Here is a 24,542-nt window from a genome sequence, read left to right as displayed (position 1 = left end):
ATTCATTTATCCTCATCCACGGGGCAAATTATGCACACCACGCTCTATTCATCCTTCCCGCTGCGTAAAACGCTGCTGGTCTTAGCCATCGGCGCCGCCAGCCAGGCGGCGGTGGACGCGAAGCAGCCTGGCGAAGAGACTCTGATCGTCGAGGCTAACGAAACCAGCGATTTTAAATCCGGCGGCGACCTGGTGGTTCCGGCATTCCTCGACGGGCAGATCGCTCACGGCGGTCGTCTGGGGATGCTTGGCGAACAAAAGGCGATGGACGTTCCTTTTAACGTTATCGGCTATACCTCGAAACTGATTCAGGATCAGCAGGCGAAAACCATCGCCGATGTCGTCAGTAACGACGCTGGCGTGCAGGCCGTACAGGGCTACGGCAACTTCGCCGAGACCTATCGAATCCGCGGGTTTAAGCTCGATGGCGACGATATGACCATTGGCGGCCTGGCGGGCGTGGTGCCGCGTCAGGTGATGGACACCCAGATGCTGGAGCGCGTTGAAATCTTTAAAGGGGCCAATAGCCTGCTTAACGGTGCGGCCAGCAGCGGCGTCGGCGGGATGATTAACCTTGAGCCGAAACGGGCGGAAGATCTGCCGACCGCGCGCGTTGGCGTCGACTATACCTCTGATTCTCAGGTGGGCGGCACCCTCGACCTTGGGCGGCGTTTCGGCGACAACAACCAGTTCGGCGCCCGGGTCAACCTGGTGCATCGCGAGGGTGAAGGCGCTATCGATAACGATAAACGCCGTACCACGCTGGCTTCGCTGGGACTTGATTACCGTGGCGACCGTTTCCGCTCCTCGCTGGATTTCGGCTACCAGAAGAAAACGTTCCACGGCGGTACGATGGGCGTCAATATCAGCGGCGTGGATTTCGTCCCGGCGCTGCCGGACAACAGCAAAAACTACAGCCAGAAGTGGGGCTATAGCGATATCGAAAGCGAATTCGGCATGGCGAAGGCAGAATATGACCTGACCGATAGCTGGACGGTATACAGCGCCCTTGGCGGCCAGCATTCGCATGAAATTGGCACCTACAGCGCGCCGAAGCTGCTCAATAAAAACGGCGATGCCACGGTTGGCCGCCTGGATACTAACCGCATCATCGACGCGATAAGCGGCATGGGCGGGGTTCGCGGCGATTTTAATACCGGCGCGATTTCGCATAAGGTGAACCTCGGCTATGCGGCGCAGGTGCATACCGATGCCACCGCCTGGCGGATGTCGGCGAAGAATCCGACCACCAATATCTATGACAACCGCGATGTGGCCATGCCGGATAACGCCTATTTTGGCGGTAACTACCACGATCCGCTGGTCACCTCACGCAGTCGTACGCAGGGCTGGTTGCTGAGCGATACCCTCGGCTTCTTTAACGATAAAGTGCTGTTTACCGCCGCCGCTCGCCATCAGAAAGTGGTCGTGCGCAACTACAGCAACGCCACCGGACTGGAAGATACTTCCTCGCGTTATACCCAAAGCCGCTGGATGCCGACGTTTGGCCTGGTGTACAAACCGTGGGAGTCGCTGTCGTTGTATGCTAACCATACTGAAGCGCTGCAGCCGGGTTCCGTGGCGCCGACGACAGCGGCCAATGCCGGTCAGAGCACCGGTATCGCGCACTCGAAGCAGGACGAAGTGGGCGTCAAGATCGACTACGGTACGATCGGCGGATCGCTGGCGCTGTTTGAAATCAAAAAACCGAACGCCATTTCCGATACCGCTGGCAATTACGGCCTCGACGGCGAGCAGCGTAACCGCGGCGTAGAGATGAACGTCTTTGGCGAGCCGATGCTGGGACTGCGTCTTAACGCCAGTACCGTCTGGCTGGATGCAAAACAGACTAAAACCGCTGAAGGCGCAACCGACGGTAAAGATGCCATCGGGGTGGCAAACTTCTACGCGGTGCTCGGCGCCGAGTATGACATCAAGCCGGTGGAAGGCTTGACCGCGACCGCGCGTGTGAATCATAGCGGTCCGCAGTATGCCGATGCGGCCAACACTAAAAAGCTGGATAGCTACACCACCCTGGATTTAGGCCTGCGCTATCGTATGCGTCTGAACGCCGACCAGAACGAAATGACCTGGCGCGTCGGGGTGACCAACGTGACCAACGAGAAGTACTGGTCCGGCATTGATGATACCGGTACTTACCTGTTCGAAGGCGATCCGCGTACCGTTCGCGTCTCAATGAGCTACGACTTCTGACGCTAAAAAAAGCGGGGCGGGCGGCTGACGCTCGCCCCTCGCAACTTGCGACAATCCCCCCTTAGTGATAAAAGGTGCCCCTTCGCAAAAACACACAGGGGAACGACGTGAAAGACGCGTCAACGTCGTCGGATGCCGTAGAAGAGAGCGGCCCGACGCTTCATCGCGGTTTACAGAACCGACACATTCAACTTATCGCCCTTGGCGGCGCGATTGGCACCGGGCTGTTTCTCGGCATTGGTCCCGCTATCCAGATGGCCGGTCCGGCGGTATTACTGGGTTACGCCGTTGCCGGGATTGTCGCTTTTCTGATCATGCGCCAGCTGGGCGAAATGGTGGTGGAAGAGCCGGTATCCGGCTCCTTTGCCCACTTTGCCTACAAATACTGGGGCCCGTTCGCCGGCTTCCTTTCCGGCTGGAACTACTGGGTGATGTTCGTGCTGGTGGGAATGGCGGAGCTGACCGCCGCCGGGATCTACATGCAGTACTGGCTGCCCGACGTCCCGACCTGGATCTGGGCGGCGGCCTTCTTCCTTATTATTAACGCCGTCAATCTCGTCAACGTGCGCCTGTATGGCGAAGCGGAGTTCTGGTTTGCGCTGATAAAAGTGCTGGCGATTATCGGCATGATTGCCTTTGGCCTGTGGATGCTGTTTGGCGGCCACGGCGGCAGCAAAGCCGGGTTCGACAACCTGTGGAAACACGGCGGCTTCCTCGCCACCGGCTGGCACGGTCTTATCCTGTCGCTGGCGGTGATCATGTTCTCCTTCGGCGGGCTGGAGCTTATCGGCATCACCGCCGCTGAAGCGCAAAACCCGGAAAAGAGCATTCCAAAAGCGGTCAACCAGGTGGTTTATCGTATCCTGCTGTTCTATATCGGTTCGCTGGTGGTGCTGCTGGCGCTCTACCCGTGGGTGGAGGTCAAATCCGACAGTAGCCCGTTCGTGATGATTTTCCATCATCTCGACAGCAACCTGGTGGCCTCCGCGCTGAACTTCGTCATTCTGGTGGCCTCGCTGTCGGTGTATAACAGCGGCGTGTACTCCAACAGCCGGATGCTGTTCGGCTTGTCGGTGCAGGGCAATGCGCCGACGTTCCTCGCCCGCGTCAGCAAGCGCGGCGTGCCGGTGAACTCTCTGCTGCTCTCGGGGATTATCACCTCACTGGTGGTGGTGCTGAACTACCTGCTGCCGCATGAAGCGCTGGGACTGCTGATGGCCCTGGTGGTGGCGACGCTGCTGCTGAACTGGATCATGATCTGTATGGCGCACCTGAAGTTCCGCGCCGCCCAGCGCCGCAAAGGGCGTGAATCGAAGTTTAAAGCGCTGCTGGCGCCCGCCAGCAACTACTTCTGCATTGCTTTCCTTGGGCTGATTCTGGCGCTGATGTGCACTATCGACGGGATGCGCCTGTCGGCGATCCTGCTGCCGGTGTGGATCCTGTTCCTGTTTATCGCCTTCAAACTGCTGCGCCGCCCGGCGTAAGCGAGATGCCCCGCCGTCCGGCGGGGCTGCCTGGCTTTTTATTGTGATCCTCTTCGCAGGTGGGGCATTTGCCTGGCGATCTTCTTTTTGTAATCGATTACTTTTGTTTGGAGCGATTTTGTAATCGATTACTTTTCTGAGGGCGAGCAACATGGTCACAACAACAGAAGGTCGGGAAAGTGTCCGCGTGAGCCACCGTTTTCTGGTGCCGCGGCTGTCGTTAATGATGTTTATGCAGTTCTTTATCTGGGGCAGCTGGTCGGTGACCCTGGGGCTGGTGATGACCCGCTATGAGATGTCATTGCTGATCGGCGATGCGTTCTCCGCCGGGCCGATCGCCTCCATCCTGTCCCCCTTTGTGCTAGGGATGCTGGTGGATCGCTTTTTCGCCTCGCAGAAGGTGATGGCGGTGATGCACCTGGCCGGGGCGGCGATCCTGTGGTTTGTCCCCCAGGCGCTGGTGGCGCAGAATGGCGCGCTGCTGATTGGCCTGCTGTTCGGCTATACGCTGTGCTATATGCCGACCCTGGCGCTGACCAACAATATCGCCTTCCACAGCCTGGCTAACGTCGATAAAACCTTTCCGGTGGTCCGCGTGTTCGGCACCATCGGCTGGATTATCGCTGGGATCTGCATCGGGGTGACCGGCATCTCTGACACCACCGGCATCTTCACCGTGGCGGCGCTCTGTTCGGTGGCGCTGGCGATCTACAGCCTGACGCTGCCCCACACCCCGGCGCCGGCCAAAGGCATGCCGGTTCAGTTTCGCGATCTGCTGTGCGCGGACGCCTTCGCGCTGCTGAAAACCCGCCATTTCCTGATTTTCTCCCTCTGCGCCACCTTAATTTCCGTGCCGTTAGGCACCTATTACGCCTATACCGCGTCGTATCTGGCGGATGCCGGCGTTAAGGATGTCAGCACCGCGATGTCCTTCGGCCAGATGTCAGAGATCGTCTTTATGCTGGTGATCCCGCTGCTGTTCCGTCGCCTCGGGGTGAAATACATGCTGCTTATCGGCATGGCGGCGTGGTTTGTTCGCTATGCCTTTTTCGCCCTCGGGGTCAGCGAAGAGGGGCGCTTCCTGCTCTATCTGGGTATTTTGCTGCACGGCGTGTGCTATGACTTTTTCTTTGTCGTCGGCTTTATCTACACCGACCGCGTGGCGGGCGAGAAGGTCAAAGGCCAGGCGCAGAGCATGATTGTGATGTTCACCTACGGGATCGGCATGCTGCTGGGCTCGCAGATCTCCGGCGCGCTGTATAACCATCTGGTGGCCGGCCAGAGCGTGCCGCAGGCCTGGGTGACCTTCTGGTGGATCCCGGCGGTGGCCGCCGCGGTTATCGCGCTGATTTTCCTTTTCTCTTTCCAGTACAACGAGAAAGAGCCGCACTAATTTTACAGGAGGGGGTATGAAAACGATCAAGGGACCGGGCATTTTTCTGGCGCAGTTTATCGGCCCGCAGGCGCCGTTCAACACTCTGGCGGGGATGGCGCAGTGGGCCGCCGGCCTGGGGTACAAGGCATTGCAGATCCCCTGCAACCACCCGGCGATTTTCGATGTCGAGCGGGCGGCGGCGAGCCAGACCTACTGCGACGAGGTCCGCGGCACCCTGGCGGAGCATGGGCTGGTCATCAGCGAGCTGTCCACTCATCTTGAAGGACAGCTGGTGGCGGTGCATCCGGCGTATGACGCGGCGTTTGACGCCTTCGCCCCGGCGGCGCTGCACGGCGATCCGCAGGCGCGCCAGCGCTGGGCGGTGGAGAAAGTGCGCCAGGCGGCGGTGGCCTCCGGCCGCCTGGGGCTGCAGGCGCATGCGACCTTTTCCGGGGCGCTGGCATGGCCCTTTTTTTATCCGTGGCCGCCGCATAATCAGTCGCTTCTGGATGAGGCCTTTGCCGAGCTGGCCCGGCGCTGGCGGCCGCTGCTGGACCTCTTCGACGAGCAGGGGGTCGATGTCTGCTACGAGATCCACCCCGGCGAAGACCTGCACGATGGCGTGACCTTTGAGCGTTTTCTCGCGCGGGTGAATAACCATCCGCGCTGCAATATGCTCTATGACCCGAGCCACCTGCATCTGCAGCAAATGGATTACCTGACCTATATCGATATCTATCATGCGCGTATTAAAGCGTTTCACGTCAAGGACGCCGAATTTCGCCGCAACGGGCGCAATGGCGTCTACGGCGGCTATCAGCCCTGGCAGCAGCGGGCTGGCCGTTTCCGCTCTCCCGGCGACGGGCAGATCGACTTCAAAGGAGTGTTCAGTAAGCTGACCGAATATGATTTTGACGGCTGGGCGGTGCTGGAGTGGGAGTGCTGCCTGAAGGATGCCGAGACCGGCGCGCGCGAGGGCAGCGAGTTTATTCGTCGCCATATAATTCCCGTTGCCGGACGGGCCTTCGATGACTTTGCCGCCGGTGGGAGGGAATAACATGATTCAGGTTGCGATTATTGGGGCTGGGTTTATTGGCCCGGCGCATCTGGAGGCGCTGCGGCGGCTGGGGGATATCGAGGTGGTGGCGCTGTGCGACAGCAGCCTTGAGGCGGCGCAGCGCAAGGCGCAAGCGTTGAATATTGCCCATGCCTACGACAGCGTGGAAGCGCTGCTGACCCATCCGGGGCTACAGGTGGTGCATAACTGTACGCCGAACCATCTGCATGCCCAGATTAACCGGCAGATCCTCGCCGCCGGGCTGCACGTCTTCTCCGAAAAACCGCTGTGTATGACGGCGGAGGAGGCGCGGGAGCTGGTGACGCTTGCCGCCCGGGCCGGCGTGGTGCATGGCGTCAGCTTCGTCTATCGCCAGTTCGCCATGGTCCAGCAGGCGGCGGCGATGATCCGCCATGGCGAGGTCGGCAGGATCTTCGCGGCGCACGGCAGCTATTTACAGGACTGGATGCTGCTGGAGACCGATTACAACTGGCGGGTTGATTCGGCGCAGGGCGGCGCATCGCGGACGGTGGCTGACATCGGCTCCCACTGGTGCGATACCGTGCAGTTTATGACCGGTCGGCGGATTGTCGAGGTGATGGCGGATCTGTCTATCGTCTGGCCGACGCGTAAAGCGCCGGTCAATGGCAAAGCGACCTTCAGCGCCGTTCATGAGGCGCAGGGATATGAAACCCGGCCTGTCGATACCGAGGACTTTGGCTCGGTGCTGTTGCGTTTTGACGATGGCAGCAAAGGCAGCTTTATGGTCTCTCAGGTGAGCGCCGGGCGGAAAAACCGTCTGGCGGTGGAGGTTAACGGCAGCCGCTGTTCTCTGGCCTGGGATCAGGAAGTGCCCCAGCGGCTGTGGATCGGCCACCGCGAGCAGCCGGATCGGCGGCTCAGCGACGACCCCAGCCTGCTGTGGCCGGAGATCGCTGACAGCGCCCATTACCCCGGCGGCCATATTGAGGGCTGGCCGGACGCCTTTAAGAATATGATGGGGCATTTTTATCAGGCGGTGCGCGCCGGGAAGATGCCGGAGGCCGGGGCCCGACGCTTCGCCGCTTTCGACGACGGCGCCGATGTGATGTACATCATCGAAGCGATCGTCAAAAGCCATCAGCAGCAGCGCTGGGTGAGCGTCGAACGCTGAGGGCGGGGGAGCGAAGGATTATTTCACCCCAAGATAGCCGTCGAGATAGGCACCGGAGAGTTCGTTGCCGAACAGGACGGCATCTTTATTTTCCATTGCATTATCCCATTTGTCGCTGGCGTTGCCGGTAAAGGCGTGCTCGATGCGGGTGCCCTGCGCCGCCTGCTGTTTGATGGCCTCCGCGGTGTGGCGGGCGTCGCTTTCGCTCATGCCAGCGGCTTTATCCTGCTGGCCGCGGGCGTACATCGCCGTGAAGGTCGGCAGGTTTAAACGGTAATTTTCCTGACGGTTGACGGTGAAGTTGCCGCCGACAAAATCGGAGCGGTGGGCGACGAACGCGTAGGCGTGGCGTTCCGGTGACGATTTTGACGAGGTGCAGCCGGTGATCGTTGCCAGGGCACAGCTGAGGGCGAGAATCGCGGTGGAGAGCCTCATGGGGATATCATCCTTAATCATAAAAGAACAAATGGGGCGCAGGCGGTCTGTTGCGCCTCCTGCGCTAATGAGAATATGAAACGGCAAAAGGATGCGCGTTATCGGGGCGGGAGAGAAGCCCTGATTATTAATAGTGTCCCGAGACGCCGTCTCACTGAGCCACGCTTTCGCGCCAGGCTGGCAGGCCAACCAGAGCTCATTTATGATAGCCTGCAGGATCCACCTCTATCGCAGGAAGTGCAGGGTTTATGTCTATTCAGAAAATTGCTCGTCTGGCCGGCGTCTCGGTGGCTACGGTGTCGCGGGTGCTGAACAACAGCGATACGGTAAAAGCCAAAAACCGTGAGCGCGTGCTGCAGGCGATCAAAGAGAGCAACTATCAGCCGAACCTGCTGGCGCGTCAGCTGCGAACCGCCCGCAGCAATATGATCCTGGTGATGGTCTCCAATATCGCTAACCCTTTTTGCGCCGAGGTGGTGAAAGGGATAGAAGAAGAGGCGGAGAAGAACGGCTACCGCATTCTGCTGTGTAATTCCGGGTCGGATCTGGCCCGCTCGACCTCGGGACTGCAGCTGCTCTCCGGCAAAATGGTCGACGGCATTATTACCATGAACGCGCTCTCCAGCCTGCCGGAACTGACCACCATGATTGGCGATGCACCCTGGGTGCAGTGCGCGGAGTATGCCGACACCGGCAGCATCTCCTGCGTCGGGATTAACGACGTCGAGGCGGCTCAGGGGGCGGTGTCCCGACTGGCCGACGGCGGCCGCCGCCGCATCGCGCTCATTAATCACGACCTCAGCTATCGCTACGCCCGCCTGCGCGAGCGCGGCTATAAAAGCGTGCTGCACGTGCATGGCCTGGCGTATCAGCAAGTGACCTACGCGCAGGATCTTAGCGCGGCGGCCGGTAAACGGGCGATGGAGCAGCTGCTGTCGCAAGACGAGAAGCCTGACGCGGTGTTTGCCGTTTCGGACTCCCTTGCCGCCGGGGCGCTACGGGCGATTGACCAGGCTGGACTGCGGGTGCCGGAGGATATCGCGGTGATCGGCTTCGACGGCACCGAGCTGGCGGAAGTGGTCTCCCCGCAGCTGACCACCGTCGAACAGCCCTCCCGGGCGATCGGCCGCACGGCGGTGGATCTGTTAATGAAACGCATCGACGATCCCGACGCTGCCGTCGAGCGGGTGATGATGGACTGGCGCGTGATAGCCCGCGCCAGCGCCTGAGGTCAGCGGGAGAAGGCGCCCGCCAGCGCGCGAATGTCGTTGCCGGTGGGCGTCTGATGAATGCGTAAGCCAAACTCCTCCACCACGGCGAAGACATGATCGAAAATATCCGCCTGGATCCCCTCATATTCCGCCCACACCACGGTGTTGGTGAAGCAATAGATCTCGATCGGCAAGCCGTTGGCATCCGGCGCCAGCTGGCGCACCATCAGGGTCATATCCTGGCGGATGCGCGGATGATGACGTAAATACTCCTGCAGATAGGCGCGGAAGGTGCCGACATTGGTCATTCGCCGCTCATTGAGAACCGACTGTTCCCCGGCATACTGCTGGTTCCAGGCGCTAATCTCCTCGTGGCGCGAATCCATATAGGGTTTAAGCAACTTCGCCCGGATCAAGCGCTGCTGCTCCTGTTCATCGAGGAAATGAATGCTGGTGGTGTCGATGTTGAGGCTGCGCTTAATGCGGCGGCCGCCGGAGGCCGACATGCCGCTCCAGTTTTTAAACGAGTCGGAGACCAGCGACCAGGTCGGAATGGTGGTGATGGTATTATCCCAGTTACGTACCTTGACCGTAGTGAGGCCGATATCGATCACCGCGCCGTCGGCGCCGTATTTCGGCATCTCCAGCCAGTCGCCAAGCTTGAGCATATCGTTGGCCGAGAGCTGGATACCGGCCACCAGGCCAAGGATCGGATCTTTAAATACCAGCATGAGCACCGCGGCCATGGCGCCGAGCCCGCTAATCAGGATCGCTGGCGACTGGCCTATCAGCAGGGAAATAATCAGGATGCCGATAATAATCGCCGTCACCAGCTTAATTCCCTGGAATATCCCCTTCAGCGGCAGCTGAGAGGCGGCGGGAAATTTCTGCGCCAGCTTTAAGATCACATCCAGCAGTGAGAAGAAGGACAGCATGGCATATATCATCACCCATAGCTGAGCCACGGTGGTTAATATTTCCGCGGCCTCGCTGCCTTTTTGCAGCCACAGCACCGCCTGCACGTTGACGATGATCCCCTGCAGGGTAAAGGCCAGTCGGTGAAAGAGTTTATTCTGCGTGATGATTTGCAGCCACAGATGGCTGCTGGCCAATGCCCGTTTTTCAAAAGCGCGAAGCACCACTTTATGCAATATCAGATGCACGACGACGGCGGTGAACAAGATAATGCCGAAGATAATCATCAGCGAGCGGGTGGGAGTTATTTCGATTCCTAAGGCGGCAATTTGCGATATTAATTCCTGCATAACGTCTCCTGAATATCCAGCGGGTATGATGACCGCTGGATAACGATTATGCAAATCACCGCCGCCGGTATTACGACGCTACCGTCGCCGGCTGTCGGTTGAGATGATGACGCAGCCACAGCGCGATGGCCCCCAGCAATAGCATCATAGCCACCTCAACCAGCAGAAAATCAATCAGCGCCTGCGGATAGTTTCCGCCGCCGCGACGGGCCAGCGCCAGGAACAGCGAGCCGAGGATAGCCGGCCCAAGGCCGAGAGTCGCCTGCTGCAGGGTACTGAGGATGGCGCTCCCGGCCCCGGCGTCGCTGGCGCTGATATCGCGCATACCAATCCGGTAAAAGCTGTTGACGATCAGCGCCTGGCCGTAGCCGATCAGCGCCGTGGCGGGGACCAGCGTCAGGGCGGTGGTGGCGATCCCGAAGCGGGAGAAGGTGGCGCACAGCAGCAGTAGACCGGCGATCTGCACCGCCAGACCGGTCAGCAGGATCCGCCCCATGCTGTAGCGGGCGATAAGCCGCGGGGCATACAGCGCCGAAATAAAATAGGCCACGCCGAGGGCGATAAAGCTATTGCCGGACTGCCACGGCGCCATCCCCAGCCCCTCCTGCATGGTCAGCGCCATGCAGAACATAAAGCCGGACCAGGCGCTGAAAAACAGCAGGGCGATGGCCATCCCGAAGCGGATGCTGGTCAACTGCAGCAGACGCGGCGGCAGCAGGGGATGATCGCCACGCTGCTGCTGGCGCAGGGCGCTCTGACGCATGGCGAACAGCAGCGGCAGGACCGCCACCAGCATCAGCTGCAGCCACAGCGGCCAGCGCAGCTCCGGACCGAGGGCCATCGGGAACAGCAGGCAGCAGAGGATGAGGGCGAGGTACAGCGTGCCCTGCCAGTCAATCCGCGACGGCGTCTCACGACGGGTTTCCGGCACATAGCGGCGGCTCAGGGCCAGCACCAGCAGGCAGATCGGCACATTGATAAAAAAGGCGTTGCGCCAGCCCAGCCCGGCGATGTCCGCCGATACCAGCCAGCCGCCGCCCATCTGTCCGACAATAAAGGCGATCCCGCCGATCCCGCCGTACAGGCTGATAGCCCGGGCGTGGGCCGGGCCTTTGAGGGTGACGTGCAGGGTGGCGAGGATCTGCGGCACAATCAGCGCCGCACCGGCGCCCTGCAGAGTGCGGGCGGCCAGCAGGGCGCTGATGCTGTTCGCTATGCCGCACAGCAGGGAAGCAATGCCAAAGAGCGCGACGCCCCACATAAACAGGCGCCGGCGGCCATAGTTATCGCCAAGCTTACTGCCCATCGCCAGGCAGACGGCAAAGGCGACACCGTAGAGCGCGACGATAAGTTCCAGCTGCGTGGCGCTGGCCGCCAGGGTATGGGTGATGGCGTCCAGCGCCACATTGGTGATCGAGGTATCAATAAGCGGCAGCATCTGGCCGCCCAGCAGCAGCAACAGACCGACGCGGCCGGGTGAAACAGCAGACGTTTTCATGGGAATCTCCATTGCGTCATTCAGCAGACCGACGTAGCATTACCGATAAATTAAACGGGTACCAGTTCCTGTCTATACTGGTACTGGAACTACCATGCTGGAGGGGTGATGACCACGATGCCGCAACGGGAGTCGACGTTCGCCGTGCCGGACGATCGGCGCAAACAGCTGGGGGCGTTTCTGCGCGCCCGCCGTGAAAGCCTCGATCCGCAGCGCCTGGGGTTACCCCGGGTGGGCCGCCGACGCACGCCGGGTCTGCGCCGGGAAGAGGTAGCGATGCTCGCCGACGTCGGCGTTACCTGGTACACCTGGCTGGAGCAGGGGCGGGAGGTGAATCCGTCGGAGGCAGTGCTGGTGGGGGTGGCGAATGCCCTGCAGTGCAGTCCGCTGGAGACCCGGCATCTGTTCGTGCTCGCCGGGCTGACCCCGCCGGAAGCCCCCCAGGTGACGGCGTGCGAAGGCATCAGCCCCGGCACCCGCCGCATGCTGGACAGCCTGATGCCGCAGCCGGCCAGCATTCAAAAACCGAACTTTGATATTGTGGCCTGGAACGACAGCTTCTGCCGCCTGATGGGTGTCGATTTCGCCACCCTTGCGGAAGAAGATCGCAACTGCATTTATCTGTATCTGACCCATGAGACCTGGCGCAGCCGGATTGAAAATCGCGATGTGCTGCCGACTTTTGTCTCCTATTTCCGCGCCGCGATGGCCGAGCACCGTGGCGATCCGGCATGGGAAAATAAACTGGCGCGCTTTTTCGCCGCCTCGTCGGAGTTTGAAGCGCTGTGGCATCAGCGCTACGAGGTGCGCGGCGTGGAAAACCAGATTAAACATTTTAACCACCCGCAGCTCGGGCGATTCAGCCTGCAGCAGATGTACTGGTATTCGGCGCCGCGCAATGGTTCGCGTCTGCTGGTCTACCTGCCGATGGACGAGGCGGGCGAGCAGGCGCTGGCGTGGCTGGATCAACATTAATCACAAGGAATAAGGACAAGGAAAGCAGATGAACGTAACCCGAAAAGAGCAGCGCATTATTCAGCGCGCGCTGAATGCCTGGCAGGCCAGCGGGGAGTTAACCCCGGGGGACAGTCAGCGGCTGGCGCACACGCTGCGCGTCTCCCCCTTCGACTGGCGGCGCCTGAGCCGCTATGCCTTCTGGACCGCGCTGGCCTGCGTGCTGATTGCTCTGGGCAGTCTGTTTGCCGACAGCGAACTGGTGGCGTGGCTGCTGAGCCTGTTCAGCCACTCGGCGCTGACGCGGATCCTGCTGCCTGCACTGCTGGCAGTCGCCTGCTACGGCTGGGGTTTTCGCCGCCAGCAGCGGGAGACGCAGTGGCACTACAGCACCGAGGCGATTTTGTTTCTGGGCGTCGTCTTTACCGCGGTGGCGCTATGGCAGTTGGGTGAACGGCTGGATAACGGCAGCGGCCATATCGCGCCGCTGTTTCTGGCCGGATGCATGATTTACGGCGCTATCGGCTATGTTGCCCGCTCCGGGCTGGTGTGGCTTTTTTTTCTGCTGGCGCTGGGTAACTGGTTTGGCGCAGAAACCGGCTACGTCTCGGGGTGGGGCGCCTACTGGCTGGGCATGAACTACCCGATTCGCTTCGTCCTGTTCGGCGGCGCGCTGCTGGCGCTCTGCTACGGCGCGCAGTCCCTGCTTCGCCAGCGGCAGCTGTTTACCGTCAGCAAGGCGATGGGCCTCACGTATCTGTTTATTGCGCTGTGGATCCTGTCGATTTTCGGCAATTACGACGCTGACAGCTGGTACAACGTAAGCCAGGCGCGACTCCTGCCGTGGGGGCTGCTGTTTGCCGCGGCGGCCGGCGTCTGCATTTTTATCAGTCTGAAAACCGATGACGCAATGCTGCGCGGCTTTGCGTTAACCTTCCTGGCGATCAATCTCTATACCCGCTTCTTTGAGTTTTTCTGGAACGGGATGCACAAGGTGCTGTTTTTCCTGATCCTTGCCGTCTCGCTGGCGGTGATTGGCCGTTATGCCGAGCGCATCTGGCACGCGGGGAACGTTAAGCCATGAAAAATTAAGCGCTTTTAAAGAAGTGTGGCTGACGGCAGCGACGTCCTGCGCGAATTGTCGTATAAGCGAATTTTACGCTTTTGACAGGGGAGCGAGATGAACAAGGAGTCGATTTTTCGCCAGCTAGAACAACGGATCGCCGGGCGAGCGCTGACGGCGGAAGCGCTGGGCGAGTTTAACGCTATGGCCATTGCCGATAGCTTGAAGCAAAAACGCAGCATCATCAGCCATCATCTGAATAATCTCCATCGCGAGCAGCGGGTGGTCAAAGTGAATGGTCGCCCGGTGCTGTTTTTACCCGTTACCGTTCTGCGCGATCATCACCGCCTGGCGGTTCGGCACGGCGAATACGCCTCCATTCAGGCGCTGTGCGCGGAGCGTCAGGATAGTCTGGCGCAGCTGATTGGCGCGCAGGGCAGCCTGCAGGAAGCATTGCGCCAGTGCAAGGCTGCCATCAGCTACCCTGGCGCAGGTCTGCCGCTGCTGCTGCGGGGCCCTACTGGCACTGGGAAAAGTTTTCTAGCTCGCCAGCTCTGGCACTACGCAATAGATGAAGGCATTTTACCTGCCGATGCGCCTTTTACCGTATTTAACTGCGCCGAGTACGCGAATAATCCAGAACTACTGACCTCGAAGTTATTTGGTCATGCGAAGGGGGCCTTTACCGGCGCCGATAAAGCCGTTCCTGGTCTTATCGAGACCAGCAACGGTGGGGTGTTGTTTATCGATGAGGTTCATCGGCTGCCGCCCGAAGGTCAGGAAAAGCTGTTTCATTTTATGGATAACGGTAGCTGGCGCCGGCTGGGGGAGAGCACCGATGAGCGCAGCGCCACGGTGCGGCTAATTTTTGCTTCAACCGAGGATCTGGAAAAACATTTCCTGGCGACCTTTATTCGCCGTATTCCGGTAATTGTAAAAATTCTGCCGATCGCTGAACGCGGCCAATTCGAGCGGCTGGCGTTTATCCACCACTTTTTCCGCCGTGAAGCCCAGCGTTTGAACCACGATCTGGCGCTGGATGGCGAAATCGTCAGCCAGCTCATGCGTGAAACGCTTGAAGGAAATGTCGGTGGGCTGGAAAATTTGATTCGCAATATTTGCGCCAGCGCCTGGACATTTGGCGAACGTGATAGCGGTCTTTTACACATAAAAGCGGGTTTGCTGCCCGACCGATTACTGGCGGATGCGCCTTTTTCCCTTCAGCAAAATAGCGAGCGGGTTATGATTTACCGCGATGGCGACGCGCAGCCTCTTTTTTCTGGTCGTCACCATGAATACCAACGGCTAACGGAAAATATTTGTAGCCTGTGCGAGGAGTTGGCTCAGGATAATATTAGCGTGCGGACCTTTGAAAAGCTTATTTATCAGAACGTGACGCTCTATCTTGATGCGCTGATGAATCAGGAGAGTACGGTCTCTCTGCAGGACAAACGGCTGCGCTTTATTGAAGATGTGGGCAAAGCAATCGCTGTCAATTATGACCTTCAGCTAAATGTCGAATTCGCTTATCTTACCGGCCGCTACCTCACCAGCCTCCCTCTGGCGCCGCGTAGCGTTGCTGAGCCCGTGCGTCTGGTGATGCAGCGCTGGCTGGACTCCTCGGCGGGGCTGGCGCAGCGTATCGCGGAGAAACTACTGGATGTCGTCAATAATAAATACGATCTGCTCATCGATACGCTTGACCGCCTGGCGGTTGCCGCTATCGTCAGCAATGCGATTGATGCGACCAGCGGCGGAAAAGTGAAAGCGCTGATAATCGCCCACGGTTATTCGACCGCCAGCAGCATTGCCGGCGTTGCCAACCGCCTGATTGGCGAAAAGATCTACCAGGCCATGGATATGCCGATGGAGGTGGCGTTTAACGATGTCAGTCGCGCCGTGGTTGATTATCTCCAGCATACGGACACGCGTGCGGGTGTGATGGTGCTTATTGATATGGGCTACACCAAGGAGATTGCCGATGCGCTTTTGTCGGTGATTCACGGCCCGCTGGTGGTGGTGGATAACGTCACGACCCGCATGGCGCTGAACGTTGCCAGCGAGATCGCGCTGGGAAAAAACATCGAACAAATCGCCGAAGAGATCGTGCCGCTTAATCAGTCGCGTTGGGATGTGTTCTGGCCCGCAGAAAAAAAAGAGCGTGCGCTGCTGGTGACCTGTATTACAGGTATCGGTACCGCATTTAAATTTAAAAATCTGATGGAGAAGAGCCTGCTCAACGATTTTGATATTAACATCATCGCCTGCGAGTATACGCGCTTAAAAAACAGTCGTACGGCGGTATCGTTGCTCCACCAGTATGAAGTTATTGCGGTCGTGGGTACCCACGACCCGCAGCTGGCCGGAGTGCCCTGGGTTGGCATTGAGGAACTACTTGGCGAGCAGGGGCATCGACATCTGAGTCAGCTCTTAAGTGGCTATCTTAATGAAAAGCAAATTGCGCTGATTAATAAAAATATGGTTCGTGAGTTTTCGCTGCATAACGTTGTCAACTCTCTGACGATACTGAATGCCGGAAAAACCATGGGGCATATCGAAACCATTATCGCTGAGTGGCAAAATACGCTTGGTTTTCATTTTAATAATAACTTAATTATCAGTTTATATGTGCATCTCAGCTGTATGATTGAGCGTCTGGTAATGCGTAATGAAATTAGCCATTATAAAGATCTTGAGCAATTTACCCGCCAGCATGGCGAATTTATTGCCATGGTGAATCACTCGTTCCAGCGCCTGAAAATACTCTATAACGTGGCGCTACCGGTAGCGGAAATTGGCTATATTCACGATATTTTTGAATTACGTATTGAAGATTTTAGCTGGTAATTCTCAACGCAGCCCCGGAGAATTACGCCGGGGCTGGCAGGCGGTTAGCGAATCAATATTCGACTTTCCACATATAGCGGCGGGTGGTCAGCGGGTGGTTGCGGGCTGTGGCCAGCGCCAGGTTGTAAACATCCAGTACGCAGTTGTGCAGCAGGCCGCAGAAATATTCGCGCACGCTGGCGTGCAGTGTGTCGATTCCCACCTTTTCCACGTCAATAATCTGCAGTTTTCCCTGGTAACGTTCGATAAAGCGGATCGCGCGGTCATCCAGCGGGCGTGTGCGGCCGCTGCTTTTTAATAAAATAAACGGCGTTCCCGCTTCGGTAATCTCAAAGGGACCGTGGAAATACTCGCCGCTATGGATGCTCGCGGAGTTAATCCACTGCATCTCCAGCAGAATACAGATGGATTCCTGATGCGCGGCGCCGAATGAGGGGCCGCTGCCCATCATGTAGATGACCTTTTCGCTCTTCCAGGCTTCGGCAAAATGGCGCGCATCCGCCTGAACCTGCTGCTGAGCGCCGCGTACCACGGATTCAAAACTGGCAAAGGCGCTGACCATCTCATCGTAATGGGCGTATCCCTCAGTTTGCGCAAGCACTTCCAGCGCCAGCCACAGGCTGTATGCCGCTTTTTGCTGCGTCGGATCGACGGTTTCGGGATAGCGCGCCCAGCAGTATTCAATAGTGTAATCGCTGTGTTCGCACAGCGGCGTGCCGGGGGTATATACCAGTCCAATAGTGGCGGCGCCTTTCTGATGCGCGATGCGGGCGGCTTCCACCGTTTCAGCGGTGTTGCCCTGCTGCGAGGCGAGGATCACTACGCTGTTTTTACCTAACGCGTTCGGCGTCGCGTGGACAAATTCATTACTGGTAACATAGCCGACGGCCAGCTTTTTAGCTTCACAATCGAGAAAATATTTCCCCGGCCAGAAACCGGTTAATGAACCACCGCAGCCAACAAACCATACGCGCTCAATGTGCTGCTTAGATAAAATATCGCGAATAATAGTATGTGCGTTTTTATGAGCTATAGACATATTGGTCTCCTTGAGATGTAACGGGTCCTCCGCTGAATAGCGGATAACTTTTACTATGCGTCAATTAATTGGGTTGTTTACTTTTCATTTTCTGGTGGAACTGCGGATCCTTCGGTATCGCGGGATCGATGCCCTTCACTGGTGGCAGTCGGGCACAAACCATTTGTAACGGAATGATATATTCAAAGACCGCAAAGTCTGGATCGTTAATAAATGCGAAGGGCATATTTTTGCCGTTATTTTCGACTTGTGGACCAATGCGATAAATATGCTGAGTCCAGCCGCCAAGTATTTCCGCCAGGCGATCCTGACGTTCATCGGGAAACGGATCGAGCATGATCAGGGTAGAGCGCTCGTCGAAGGCGTTATAGATCCCGTGGATGAACTCCTCAAATTCGTAACCGGCAACCGGACAGCGTAGCGTTTCAAGCATCTTTAGCGCACCTTCCTGAACGGTGCCAAACAGCCTTGCCGGACCGGTCAGGCGAATGTCCGCGCTGTCGATAAGCGGTCGGGCATGATTGAGAACCCACGCCTGCGAGGCCTCAATGAGCGTCGGCAAATGATTAAACGTGGTATCCATGCGGATGAGTAGCGCTTTGCGCTCCTCATCGCTCAGGCGCCGCTGGCGACTGGCGACAGCAAGCGCCAGCAGCATCAGATTAAGTATGGTGCAGTGATACCCTTTGGTTTTAGCGCCAGCCCGTTCTTCTCCACAGGGTACTGTTAAGACCAAATCTGCCGCCCGGTCGATAACGGCTGGCGCTTCCCCGGCCATGGAAGCGGTGAGATGCCCGGCTGCCCGGGCGCGTTCCATTGCGGCGAGGGTAGAGAGGCTGCCGCCTCCCTGAGAAATGCCGATGACCAGCGCTTTGTCGCTGAGGGTCAGCGCCGAATCATCCAGCAGAAAAGGCCAGTAGACATCAACGGGTAGCCCGCACCACTGCTGCATAAACGAGCGGGCGGTCAGCGCGCCGTGATAAGAGGTACCGGAGCCGGTCAGGATAATACGCGTGACGCCGCGCTCCGTTAGCGCTTTCGCCGCCTGCCAGAGATCTTCCCGCGTCTGCGTCAGCATAGCGAGCAGACGGGCGGGTGTTTCATTCATATAGTCTTCTACGTGCATGGGTGATATTCCTCTTCTTAAAGCAGGCCTAGCGCGCTGGCCGCCATGCCAAACGCGACGGTTCCTAGCAGGATCCAGTTAATATTGACTCCCTTACGGATCAACTTGTACATCCCGAGGGTGAAAAGCAGCGGCAGCAGCGAAGGAAGAATTTTGTCAATAAACTCCTGCGCCTTCATGGTGGTCTGCCCGGCGGTAAAGCTGAGCGGGGTGGTGATATCTATCATGCTGGCGGTCATCGCGCCGACGACCATGAGGCCAACAATTGATGCGATATAGGTCACCCGGTCCATAAGGCCGCTTTGGTAAATTCTCATCAGCCAGGTCGTACCCGCCCGGTAGCCGAGCTTCAGGCCATACCAGCGGCACAAAAGATGCGGCAGGTTATAAACTAACAGCGCCAGTATCGGTCCCAGCAGGCTGCCCTGCTGGGCGAAATAGATACCCATCCCGGCGGCGATAACCTTTAATGATCCCCAGAAAATGGAGTCGCCGATGCCCGCCAGCGGTCCCATCAGGCTGGTTTTAATTGCGTTTATCGACTCCTCATTAAATTCGGGGTTACGCTGGTTCTCTTCTTCCATGGCAATCGACAGGCCGAAGATAAAGGTCGAGAGATGGGGCGTGGTGTTAAACAGCACCAGATGACGCTGCAGGGCGCGCCCCAGCTCCGTTGGGTCCTGATAGATACGCTTCAGGGCTGGCGACATGGCGAAGGCGTAGCCCATATGCTGCTGGCGCTCGTAGTTCCACGAGCCCTGTAGCGTAAAGGAGCGCCAGAACACGCTGCGTAAATCGCGGGCGGTGATGCGGCTTGCGTCATCGCTTTGCGGCTGGGTAGCGCCAGTCACAGTTTGCGTCATTTCGCTCATGATTAGCTCTCCTGCTGCTTAAGATTAAGGAACTGGCTGATGATAAATGCCAACACCACAGCGAACAGCGCAATGGCGATGATATCCAGTTTGGTATATGCCGCTATCAGAAATCCCAGACCGAGATACGGCATCAGTTTGCTGCTGAGCATCATGCTGATCAGCAGGGCGAAGCCGAGCGCTGGCAGGATCTTACTGGCGACGATCAATCCGTTGGTTATCACCGGTGGAATGGCCTCCAGGAACCAGCTTACCGCCGAAGAACCAAGCAGAATGGCAAAAAAAACCGGTAGAAATCCGTTTAAAAAATAGAGTAGCGTCGGACCGGCGAGGTGCATCAGGCCGACCATTCGGGTATTACCCTGTGCCGCATAGCGATCCGCCAGATGACCAAAGCGGGCGTTCACCACGCGCACCAGGATGCCCAGCGTCTGCGCCAGCATTGAGACAGGGATGGCGATGGTGAGCGCAGCCTCCGGACCGCGGCCGGACATGATCGAAAACGCGGTGGCCAATACGGAGCCGGTCACGATATCTGGCGGGTGCGCGGCGCCGATGGCGACGTTGCCGAGGAAAATAAGCTCCAGCGTAGCGCCAATCAGAATCCCCTCATGCAAATTACCGCAGACCAGACCGGTGAGGGCGCACATCACCAGCGGTCGATCGATCATTGATACCCCAAGCAGGCGGCCATCAAGTATCCCCAGAGCGGCGATCAGGCCGAGTAACGTTGCGGTGAGCAACATAGTGACCTCCGAAGTTAAAGTTGGTCGTTAAGGAGTTCAGCCGAGTGGGCGGGTACCTGACGCATCTCCAGCCGAATGCCTTTTTCTTTTAGCGCTCTGCTATGGGCGATTTCCTCGTCGGTCAGATAGATGGCCTTGCCGAATTGTCTTGCCCCTTCCTTCTGTGGCAGACCACCGTAATTAATTGCGCTAATTTCCGGGATTTTTTCCACTAGCGCGAGGGTTTCCGCAGTATTGCCAAGGACCACCATGACTTTTTTATGATCCAACTTGCCGCTGTTAAGCTTTTCCGCCGCCTGTTCAACGGTGGCGATGTCCAGCGTGACGCCCGCTGGCTTTGCCAGGTTAAGCGACATCGTAATGAAGGCATCCGCCGCGGCTTTGGCGTTGGCGACGATGATATGGTCGATATCCAGCGCTCGGGTCCAGGCAAAAACCACCTGGCCGTGCAGCAGCCGATAATCAATGCGCACGAGTTTAATCATGAGATTCTCCCTGTGGGTCAGAGGATGGTTGTGTTATTAGAGGATTGATGAAAACAATGGATTCACGCGCCGCGCTGGTGGCGTAGATAATCGCGGCCTCGGTAGTGGCTTCTTCGCACAGCAGAAACTCCAGCAGCAGAGTCAGATTGATGCCGGCGACCACGAAAACGTTGCGATGTCGCATCAAGACGCTCACGGCGCTATTGTTAATACTGCCGCCAAGCAGGTCGGTGAAGATCACCACTTCATCACCATTCGCCTGGACGATGAGATGCTCCAGGGTTTGCTCCAGCTGTTCGGTGGTCACGATATCTTCGTCATAGGCGCAGACCGGGATAACGCCGTGTTCATCGCCAATCAGCAGCGACAAACTGTTCACCAGTCCGCGAGCAAAATGGCCGTGGCTGGCCACATAGATATGTTTCACCCGGTTTCTCCTTCATCCAGATAGCGGTATCTGTTAAGAGCAAAGGGCGTGCCAGAAATAAAAAATATTATTTATCAATTAATTAAACCAGCTGGTTCACACTAAAGGCGTTATTCCTGGCACAAGCGGGCTCATTAGCGCCAGAAACCTGGCACAAACGGCAGAAAAAGAGGGGAAAGAGTGGGGGAAGAAAGTCCCGGGCGAGACGCTGCTGCGCCATGGCCCGGGCGTTCCCGGCAGAAGGGAATTAAATCTCGGTAATGGTCGTCGACTGCGGCAGACGCGACTTCGGCAGGGCAGCGTTGAAATCCTCCACGCTATGGTGGCCAACCGGGACCACCACCAGGCTGGTGTAGCCCTTGGCTTTCAGGTCAAACTCCTCATCGAGGATCGCAAAATCAACCCCTTCGATCGGCACGGCGTCGAGGCCCATCGCCGCTACGCCCAGCAGGAAATTGCCAACGTTGAGATACACCTGCTTCGCCATCCACTGATCGTCATCTTTCAGCTCTTTGCGGTGCATATCGGCAAAGAAGGTGCGACCCTTGTGGTTAGCGGCTTTTGCGTCAGGAGTGGCGAAACGGCCATCGGCCTCTTCCTGATCCACGACGCGCTGCAGCCAGGCGTCGTCCATCGCGGTTTTCGCGCAGAACACCACCACGTGCGAGGCGTCAAGAATTTTACGTTCGTTGAACACGTAGGTACCGCTGGCGGCTTTCGCCACGCGGGCTTTGCCTTCATCGGTGCTGGCAACGATAAAGTGCCACGGCTGGGAGTTGGTGCTTGACGGGCTGTACTGCAGCAGCGTTTTCAGCTGTTCCGCTTCCCCGGCAGTCAGCTTTTTCGTGGCGTCAAAGGCCTTGGTGGAATAGCGCTTCAAAGCGACCGATACGATATCCATAACTCTTCCTCACAGTTTACAGCACCTTACCGGTGCGTTCAGGAGAGGAAGAGTACAGCGAAGATCGCAAAATGATAAGGGTGAAAAATGCGATAACACTTATCGCGTTTGGCTGAAAATCAGCGCGGACGCAGGCGCTGCTGCGCCTTTTTGCTCAGCTTGTTCACCACCTGGTGCCACGAATCGTCAATCAGCTCGGCCAGCAGATCCTCGCTGATGTCGTCGCCCGGCACCACCGTGATCCAGTGTTTCTTGTTCATATGGTAGCCGGGTTCGATACTGCGATAAATTTCCTGATTGAGCAGCGACTTCTGCGGCTCGGCCTTCAGGTTGACCAGCGCCCGCCCGCGAATGGTCATGGTGATCATAAAGATGCGGCCGTCGACCTTAAACACATCGTACTCCGGCCCAAAGGGCCAGCAATGTTCGGTAAACGGGTAGGTCAGGGCGATACGGTGAGCGCAGGGATGCAGTGTTTCCGGCGTCATTAGGCGTCCGCCTCATGCAGGGCGTTCCACATGGCTTCAAAACCGAGGGCGATAATCTCCCGGGCGCGCTGCGGATCGTGGCTGGCGAATTCGATGGTGGTTTCCGCCAGCGACAAAAACAGGGCGTCGCCAAAGGCGCGATACGCCTCGCTGAGGAATATCTCTTTCACCGACAGCTGGCACATTTCGTTGAGCTCCGGAAAGCTCTCTTTCACCTGGCGGCGGGTTTCGTCAGTGATGCGCTCGCTGAGCGCCATACGGCGGATCGCCTTGTGCTCCATCGGGTTGCGCACTCCCCAGTCGATATAGCTGTTCCAGATATTGCGCGCGTTCTCTTTCGGTCGCTTCTCGTCCGGATCCAGCCCGGCGATCATGGTGCGCACCAGGCGCAGCTTAATGGCGAGGTACAGTTCGTTGAGCAACTCATCCTTGGTAGCGAAATAGCGAAACAGCGTCCCCTCGGCCACACCGGCGCTGCGGGCGATGGCCGACGTCGAGGCGGCGATGCCGGACTGGGCGAAAGCCGCGGTGGCAGCTTCCAGTAACGCTTGCTTTTTATCTTCACTCTTTGGACGAGCCACTACTTTTTTCCTCACGCAGGTTTAAACAAACCGCCGATCTTTGCACGTCTGACCTGGTTGCTGCAACGGCGGAACGCAAAAATTGAAAATCGTCTTGACGACTTTCATCACATTCCTAATAATGAGTGCGTACTCACTCATAATCAAGTTATATCATAAAGCCTCCGGGATGGGGGCTTTTGTCTGGTCAGGATATGAACCGTGTCACTTTCAGCGTGGTCGCCATCATGTTACTCGCAGCAGCAACGACATTGCCGTTTGTCCTCAATGCCGGTTTTGGTAAGGCGCCGCAGGGGGCACAGCTTAGCCAGGTGGAAGCGTCCCCCCACTACCGGGATGGCCAGTTCCATAACCAGCTGCCCACGCCGGGGTTCACCGGGCAAAAAAATATGCTGGCGGCATGGTGGGATTTCCTGATGACTAAACGGGAAAACGCCCGTCCCGCGCAGCCGCTGCCGCTGGTAAAGACCGATCTGGCGACGCTGCCCCTCGGGCAGGACGTGATGGTCTGGCTCGGCCACTCCTCCTGGTATCTGCAGCTGGCGGGAAAACGCATCCTGATCGACCCGGTGTTCAGCGATTACGCGGCGCCGTTCTCCTTTATTAATAAAGCTTTCCCCGGCGACTATCCGTGGCGGGCGGAAGGGATGCCGGAGATCGATCTGCTGATCATCTCCCACGATCATTACGACCATCTGGATTACGCCACCATCCGCGCTCTGCTGCCGAAAATTAAGCGGGTCATTACGCCGCTGGGGGTTGGCTCGCACCTGCGTTACTGGGGGATGGACGGGGCGCTGATTACCGAAGCGGACTGGCAGCAGGCGATTCCGGTTAACGACGAGCTCACCGTCCACGTCCTGCCGGCGCGGCACTTTTCCGGTCGTGGGCTGAAGCGCAATCAGACGCTGTGGGCCAGTTTTCTGTTCGTTACCCCGCAGCAAAAGATTTATTACAGCGGCGACAGCGGCTATGGGCCGCACTTTAAAGCGATAGGCGATGAATTTGGTCCGGTCGATCTGGCGATCATGGAGAACGGGCAGTATGACCAGGACTGGAAATATATTCACATGATGCCGGATGAAACAGCTCAGGCCGCCGACGACCTGCGCGCTCGCGCGGTGCTGCCTGGGCATGCAGGACGATTCGTTTTGGCGAAACACAGCTGGGATGAACCGTATCAACGGCTGGCGGCTGCCAGCGAAGGAAGGGCCTGGCGTCTGCTGACGCCTGTGCAGGGCGAGCCGGTGTGGGTCGCCGATAAGACGCAATCATTTAACGCCTGGTGGCGCTAAGCGCCAGTGCAGTATCAGAGGAGAGA

At 58.0% G+C, this 24,542-nt stretch carries 22 protein-coding genes; 10 read left to right on the top strand and 12 right to left on the bottom strand.

The genetic code is table 11. The features are described from left to right. Positions 1 to 30 precede the first annotated feature (30 nt). The 5 genes from GT756_RS05820 to GT756_RS05800 all read left to right on the top strand — a co-directional run bounded on the left by GT756_RS05820 (position 31) and on the right by GT756_RS05800 (position 7,283). On the top strand, positions 31 to 2,214 hold the full coding sequence (locus GT756_RS05820; RefSeq protein WP_160124598.1) for a TonB-dependent siderophore receptor: 2,184 nt from the start codon (positions 31 to 33) through the stop codon (positions 2,212 to 2,214). A gap of 107 nt (positions 2,215 to 2,321) precedes the next feature. Beyond that, positions 2,322 to 3,698 (top strand): phenylalanine transporter, encoded by a 1,377-nt coding sequence (gene pheP / locus GT756_RS05815; RefSeq protein WP_032455670.1) that lies wholly within the window; start codon positions 2,322 to 2,324, stop codon positions 3,696 to 3,698. A 187-nt stretch (positions 3,699 to 3,885) separates the two neighbouring features. Further along, positions 3,886 to 5,091, top strand: a complete 1,206-nt coding sequence (locus GT756_RS05810; protein WP_025999301.1) for an MFS transporter — start codon at positions 3,886 to 3,888, stop codon at positions 5,089 to 5,091. 16 nt (positions 5,092 to 5,107) lie between these two features. Beyond that, positions 5,108 to 6,130, top strand: a complete 1,023-nt coding sequence (locus tag GT756_RS05805) for a sugar phosphate isomerase/epimerase (protein WP_049004396.1) — start codon at positions 5,108 to 5,110, stop codon at positions 6,128 to 6,130. Between the two features lies 1 nt (position 6,131). Beyond that, positions 6,132 to 7,283, top strand: coding sequence for a Gfo/Idh/MocA family protein (locus GT756_RS05800; RefSeq protein ID WP_049116868.1), 1,152 nt, complete (start codon positions 6,132 to 6,134; stop codon positions 7,281 to 7,283). 18 nt (positions 7,284 to 7,301) lie between these two features. On the opposite strand, the gene GT756_RS05795 is transcribed toward GT756_RS05800, so the two are convergent. Further along, positions 7,302 to 7,718 carry an Exc2 family lipoprotein gene (locus tag GT756_RS05795; protein WP_160124597.1) on the bottom strand — a complete coding sequence of 139 codons (417 nt, stop codon included), beginning with the start codon at positions 7,716 to 7,718 and terminating at the stop codon, positions 7,302 to 7,304. 248 nt (positions 7,719 to 7,966) lie between these two features. On the opposite strand from GT756_RS05795, the gene GT756_RS05790 reads away from it, so the two are divergent. Then, complete coding sequence (locus GT756_RS05790; protein WP_017900840.1) at positions 7,967 to 8,947, top strand: LacI family DNA-binding transcriptional regulator; 981 nt, start codon at positions 7,967 to 7,969, stop codon at positions 8,945 to 8,947. 2 nt (positions 8,948 to 8,949) lie between these two features. Here GT756_RS05790 and GT756_RS05785 read toward each other — a convergent pair whose 3' ends face one another. Together GT756_RS05785 and GT756_RS05780 are read right to left on the bottom strand one after the other, a co-directional pair. Beyond that, positions 8,950 to 10,194, bottom strand: a complete 1,245-nt coding sequence (locus GT756_RS05785; protein ID WP_004202471.1) for a mechanosensitive ion channel family protein — start codon at positions 10,192 to 10,194, stop codon at positions 8,950 to 8,952. A gap of 70 nt (positions 10,195 to 10,264) precedes the next feature. After that, positions 10,265 to 11,692 (bottom strand): MFS transporter, encoded by a 1,428-nt coding sequence (locus GT756_RS05780; protein WP_160124596.1) that lies wholly within the window; start codon positions 11,690 to 11,692, stop codon positions 10,265 to 10,267. Positions 11,693 to 11,800: 108 nt separating this feature from the next. On the opposite strand from GT756_RS05780, the gene GT756_RS05775 reads away from it, so the two are divergent. The 3 genes from GT756_RS05775 (at position 11,801) to GT756_RS05765 (ending at position 16,556) form a co-directional block, all read left to right on the top strand. Then, on the top strand, positions 11,801 to 12,667 hold the full coding sequence (locus GT756_RS05775) for a helix-turn-helix transcriptional regulator (RefSeq protein WP_160124595.1): 867 nt from the start codon (positions 11,801 to 11,803) through the stop codon (positions 12,665 to 12,667). Between the two features lie 28 nt (positions 12,668 to 12,695). Beyond that, on the top strand, positions 12,696 to 13,730 hold the full coding sequence (locus tag GT756_RS05770; RefSeq protein ID WP_160124594.1) for a DUF2157 domain-containing protein: 1,035 nt from the start codon (positions 12,696 to 12,698) through the stop codon (positions 13,728 to 13,730). A gap of 96 nt (positions 13,731 to 13,826) precedes the next feature. Next, positions 13,827 to 16,556, top strand: a complete 2,730-nt coding sequence (locus GT756_RS05765; RefSeq protein ID WP_008805532.1) for a sigma 54-interacting transcriptional regulator — start codon at positions 13,827 to 13,829, stop codon at positions 16,554 to 16,556. A 52-nt stretch (positions 16,557 to 16,608) separates the two neighbouring features. On the opposite strand, the gene GT756_RS05760 is transcribed toward GT756_RS05765, so the two are convergent. The 9 genes from GT756_RS05760 to GT756_RS05720 form a co-directional block, all read right to left on the bottom strand. Next, entirely contained in the window at positions 16,609 to 17,595 is a 987-nt protein-coding gene (locus GT756_RS05760) for an SIS domain-containing protein (protein WP_064150541.1), read from the bottom strand. Positions 17,596 to 17,659: 64 nt separating this feature from the next. Continuing rightward, positions 17,660 to 18,721, bottom strand: coding sequence for an SIS domain-containing protein (locus GT756_RS05755; RefSeq protein ID WP_064150539.1), 1,062 nt, complete (start codon positions 18,719 to 18,721; stop codon positions 17,660 to 17,662). A 17-nt stretch (positions 18,722 to 18,738) separates the two neighbouring features. Continuing rightward, entirely contained in the window at positions 18,739 to 19,593 is an 855-nt protein-coding gene (locus GT756_RS05750) for a PTS system mannose/fructose/sorbose family transporter subunit IID (protein WP_004176976.1), read from the bottom strand. Between the two features lie 2 nt (positions 19,594 to 19,595). Next, positions 19,596 to 20,339, bottom strand: coding sequence for a PTS mannose/fructose/sorbose/N-acetylgalactosamine transporter subunit IIC (locus GT756_RS05745; protein ID WP_004183295.1), 744 nt, complete (start codon positions 20,337 to 20,339; stop codon positions 19,596 to 19,598). 14 nt (positions 20,340 to 20,353) lie between these two features. Beyond that, positions 20,354 to 20,824 carry a PTS sugar transporter subunit IIB gene (locus GT756_RS05740; protein ID WP_004202482.1) on the bottom strand — a complete coding sequence of 157 codons (471 nt, stop codon included), beginning with the start codon at positions 20,822 to 20,824 and terminating at the stop codon, positions 20,354 to 20,356. Continuing rightward, positions 20,817 to 21,251 carry a PTS sugar transporter subunit IIA gene (locus tag GT756_RS05735; protein WP_002893017.1) on the bottom strand — a complete coding sequence of 145 codons (435 nt, stop codon included), beginning with the start codon at positions 21,249 to 21,251 and terminating at the stop codon, positions 20,817 to 20,819. Before GT756_RS05735 ends, GT756_RS05740 begins: the two co-directional genes overlap by 8 nt. A 247-nt stretch (positions 21,252 to 21,498) precedes the next feature. Further along, positions 21,499 to 22,152: an oxygen-insensitive NAD(P)H nitroreductase gene (nfsB, locus tag GT756_RS05730; RefSeq protein WP_064188086.1), complete on the bottom strand. Its 654-nt coding sequence runs from the start codon at positions 22,150 to 22,152 to the stop codon at positions 21,499 to 21,501. Positions 22,153 to 22,271: 119 nt separating this feature from the next. Beyond that, on the bottom strand, positions 22,272 to 22,640 hold the full coding sequence (locus tag GT756_RS05725; protein WP_004202487.1) for an MmcQ/YjbR family DNA-binding protein: 369 nt from the start codon (positions 22,638 to 22,640) through the stop codon (positions 22,272 to 22,274). Continuing rightward, entirely contained in the window at positions 22,640 to 23,221 is a 582-nt protein-coding gene (locus GT756_RS05720) for a TetR/AcrR family transcriptional regulator (RefSeq protein WP_017899014.1), read from the bottom strand. The genes GT756_RS05725 and GT756_RS05720 overlap by 1 nt, the downstream gene beginning before the upstream one ends. A gap of 179 nt (positions 23,222 to 23,400) precedes the next feature. On the opposite strand from GT756_RS05720, the gene GT756_RS05715 reads away from it, so the two are divergent. Next, positions 23,401 to 24,516: an MBL fold metallo-hydrolase gene (locus tag GT756_RS05715; protein ID WP_025999133.1), complete on the top strand. Its 1,116-nt coding sequence runs from the start codon at positions 23,401 to 23,403 to the stop codon at positions 24,514 to 24,516. Positions 24,517 to 24,542: the final 26 nt, after the last annotated feature.

It is taken from the genome of Klebsiella sp. Q2, assembly GCF_009900705.1.
Lineage (GTDB): Bacteria > Pseudomonadota > Gammaproteobacteria > Enterobacterales > Enterobacteriaceae > Klebsiella > Klebsiella quasipneumoniae.
Note: the sequence above shows the minus strand (reverse complement) of the source record. Positions and strands in the feature narration are given on the sequence as shown.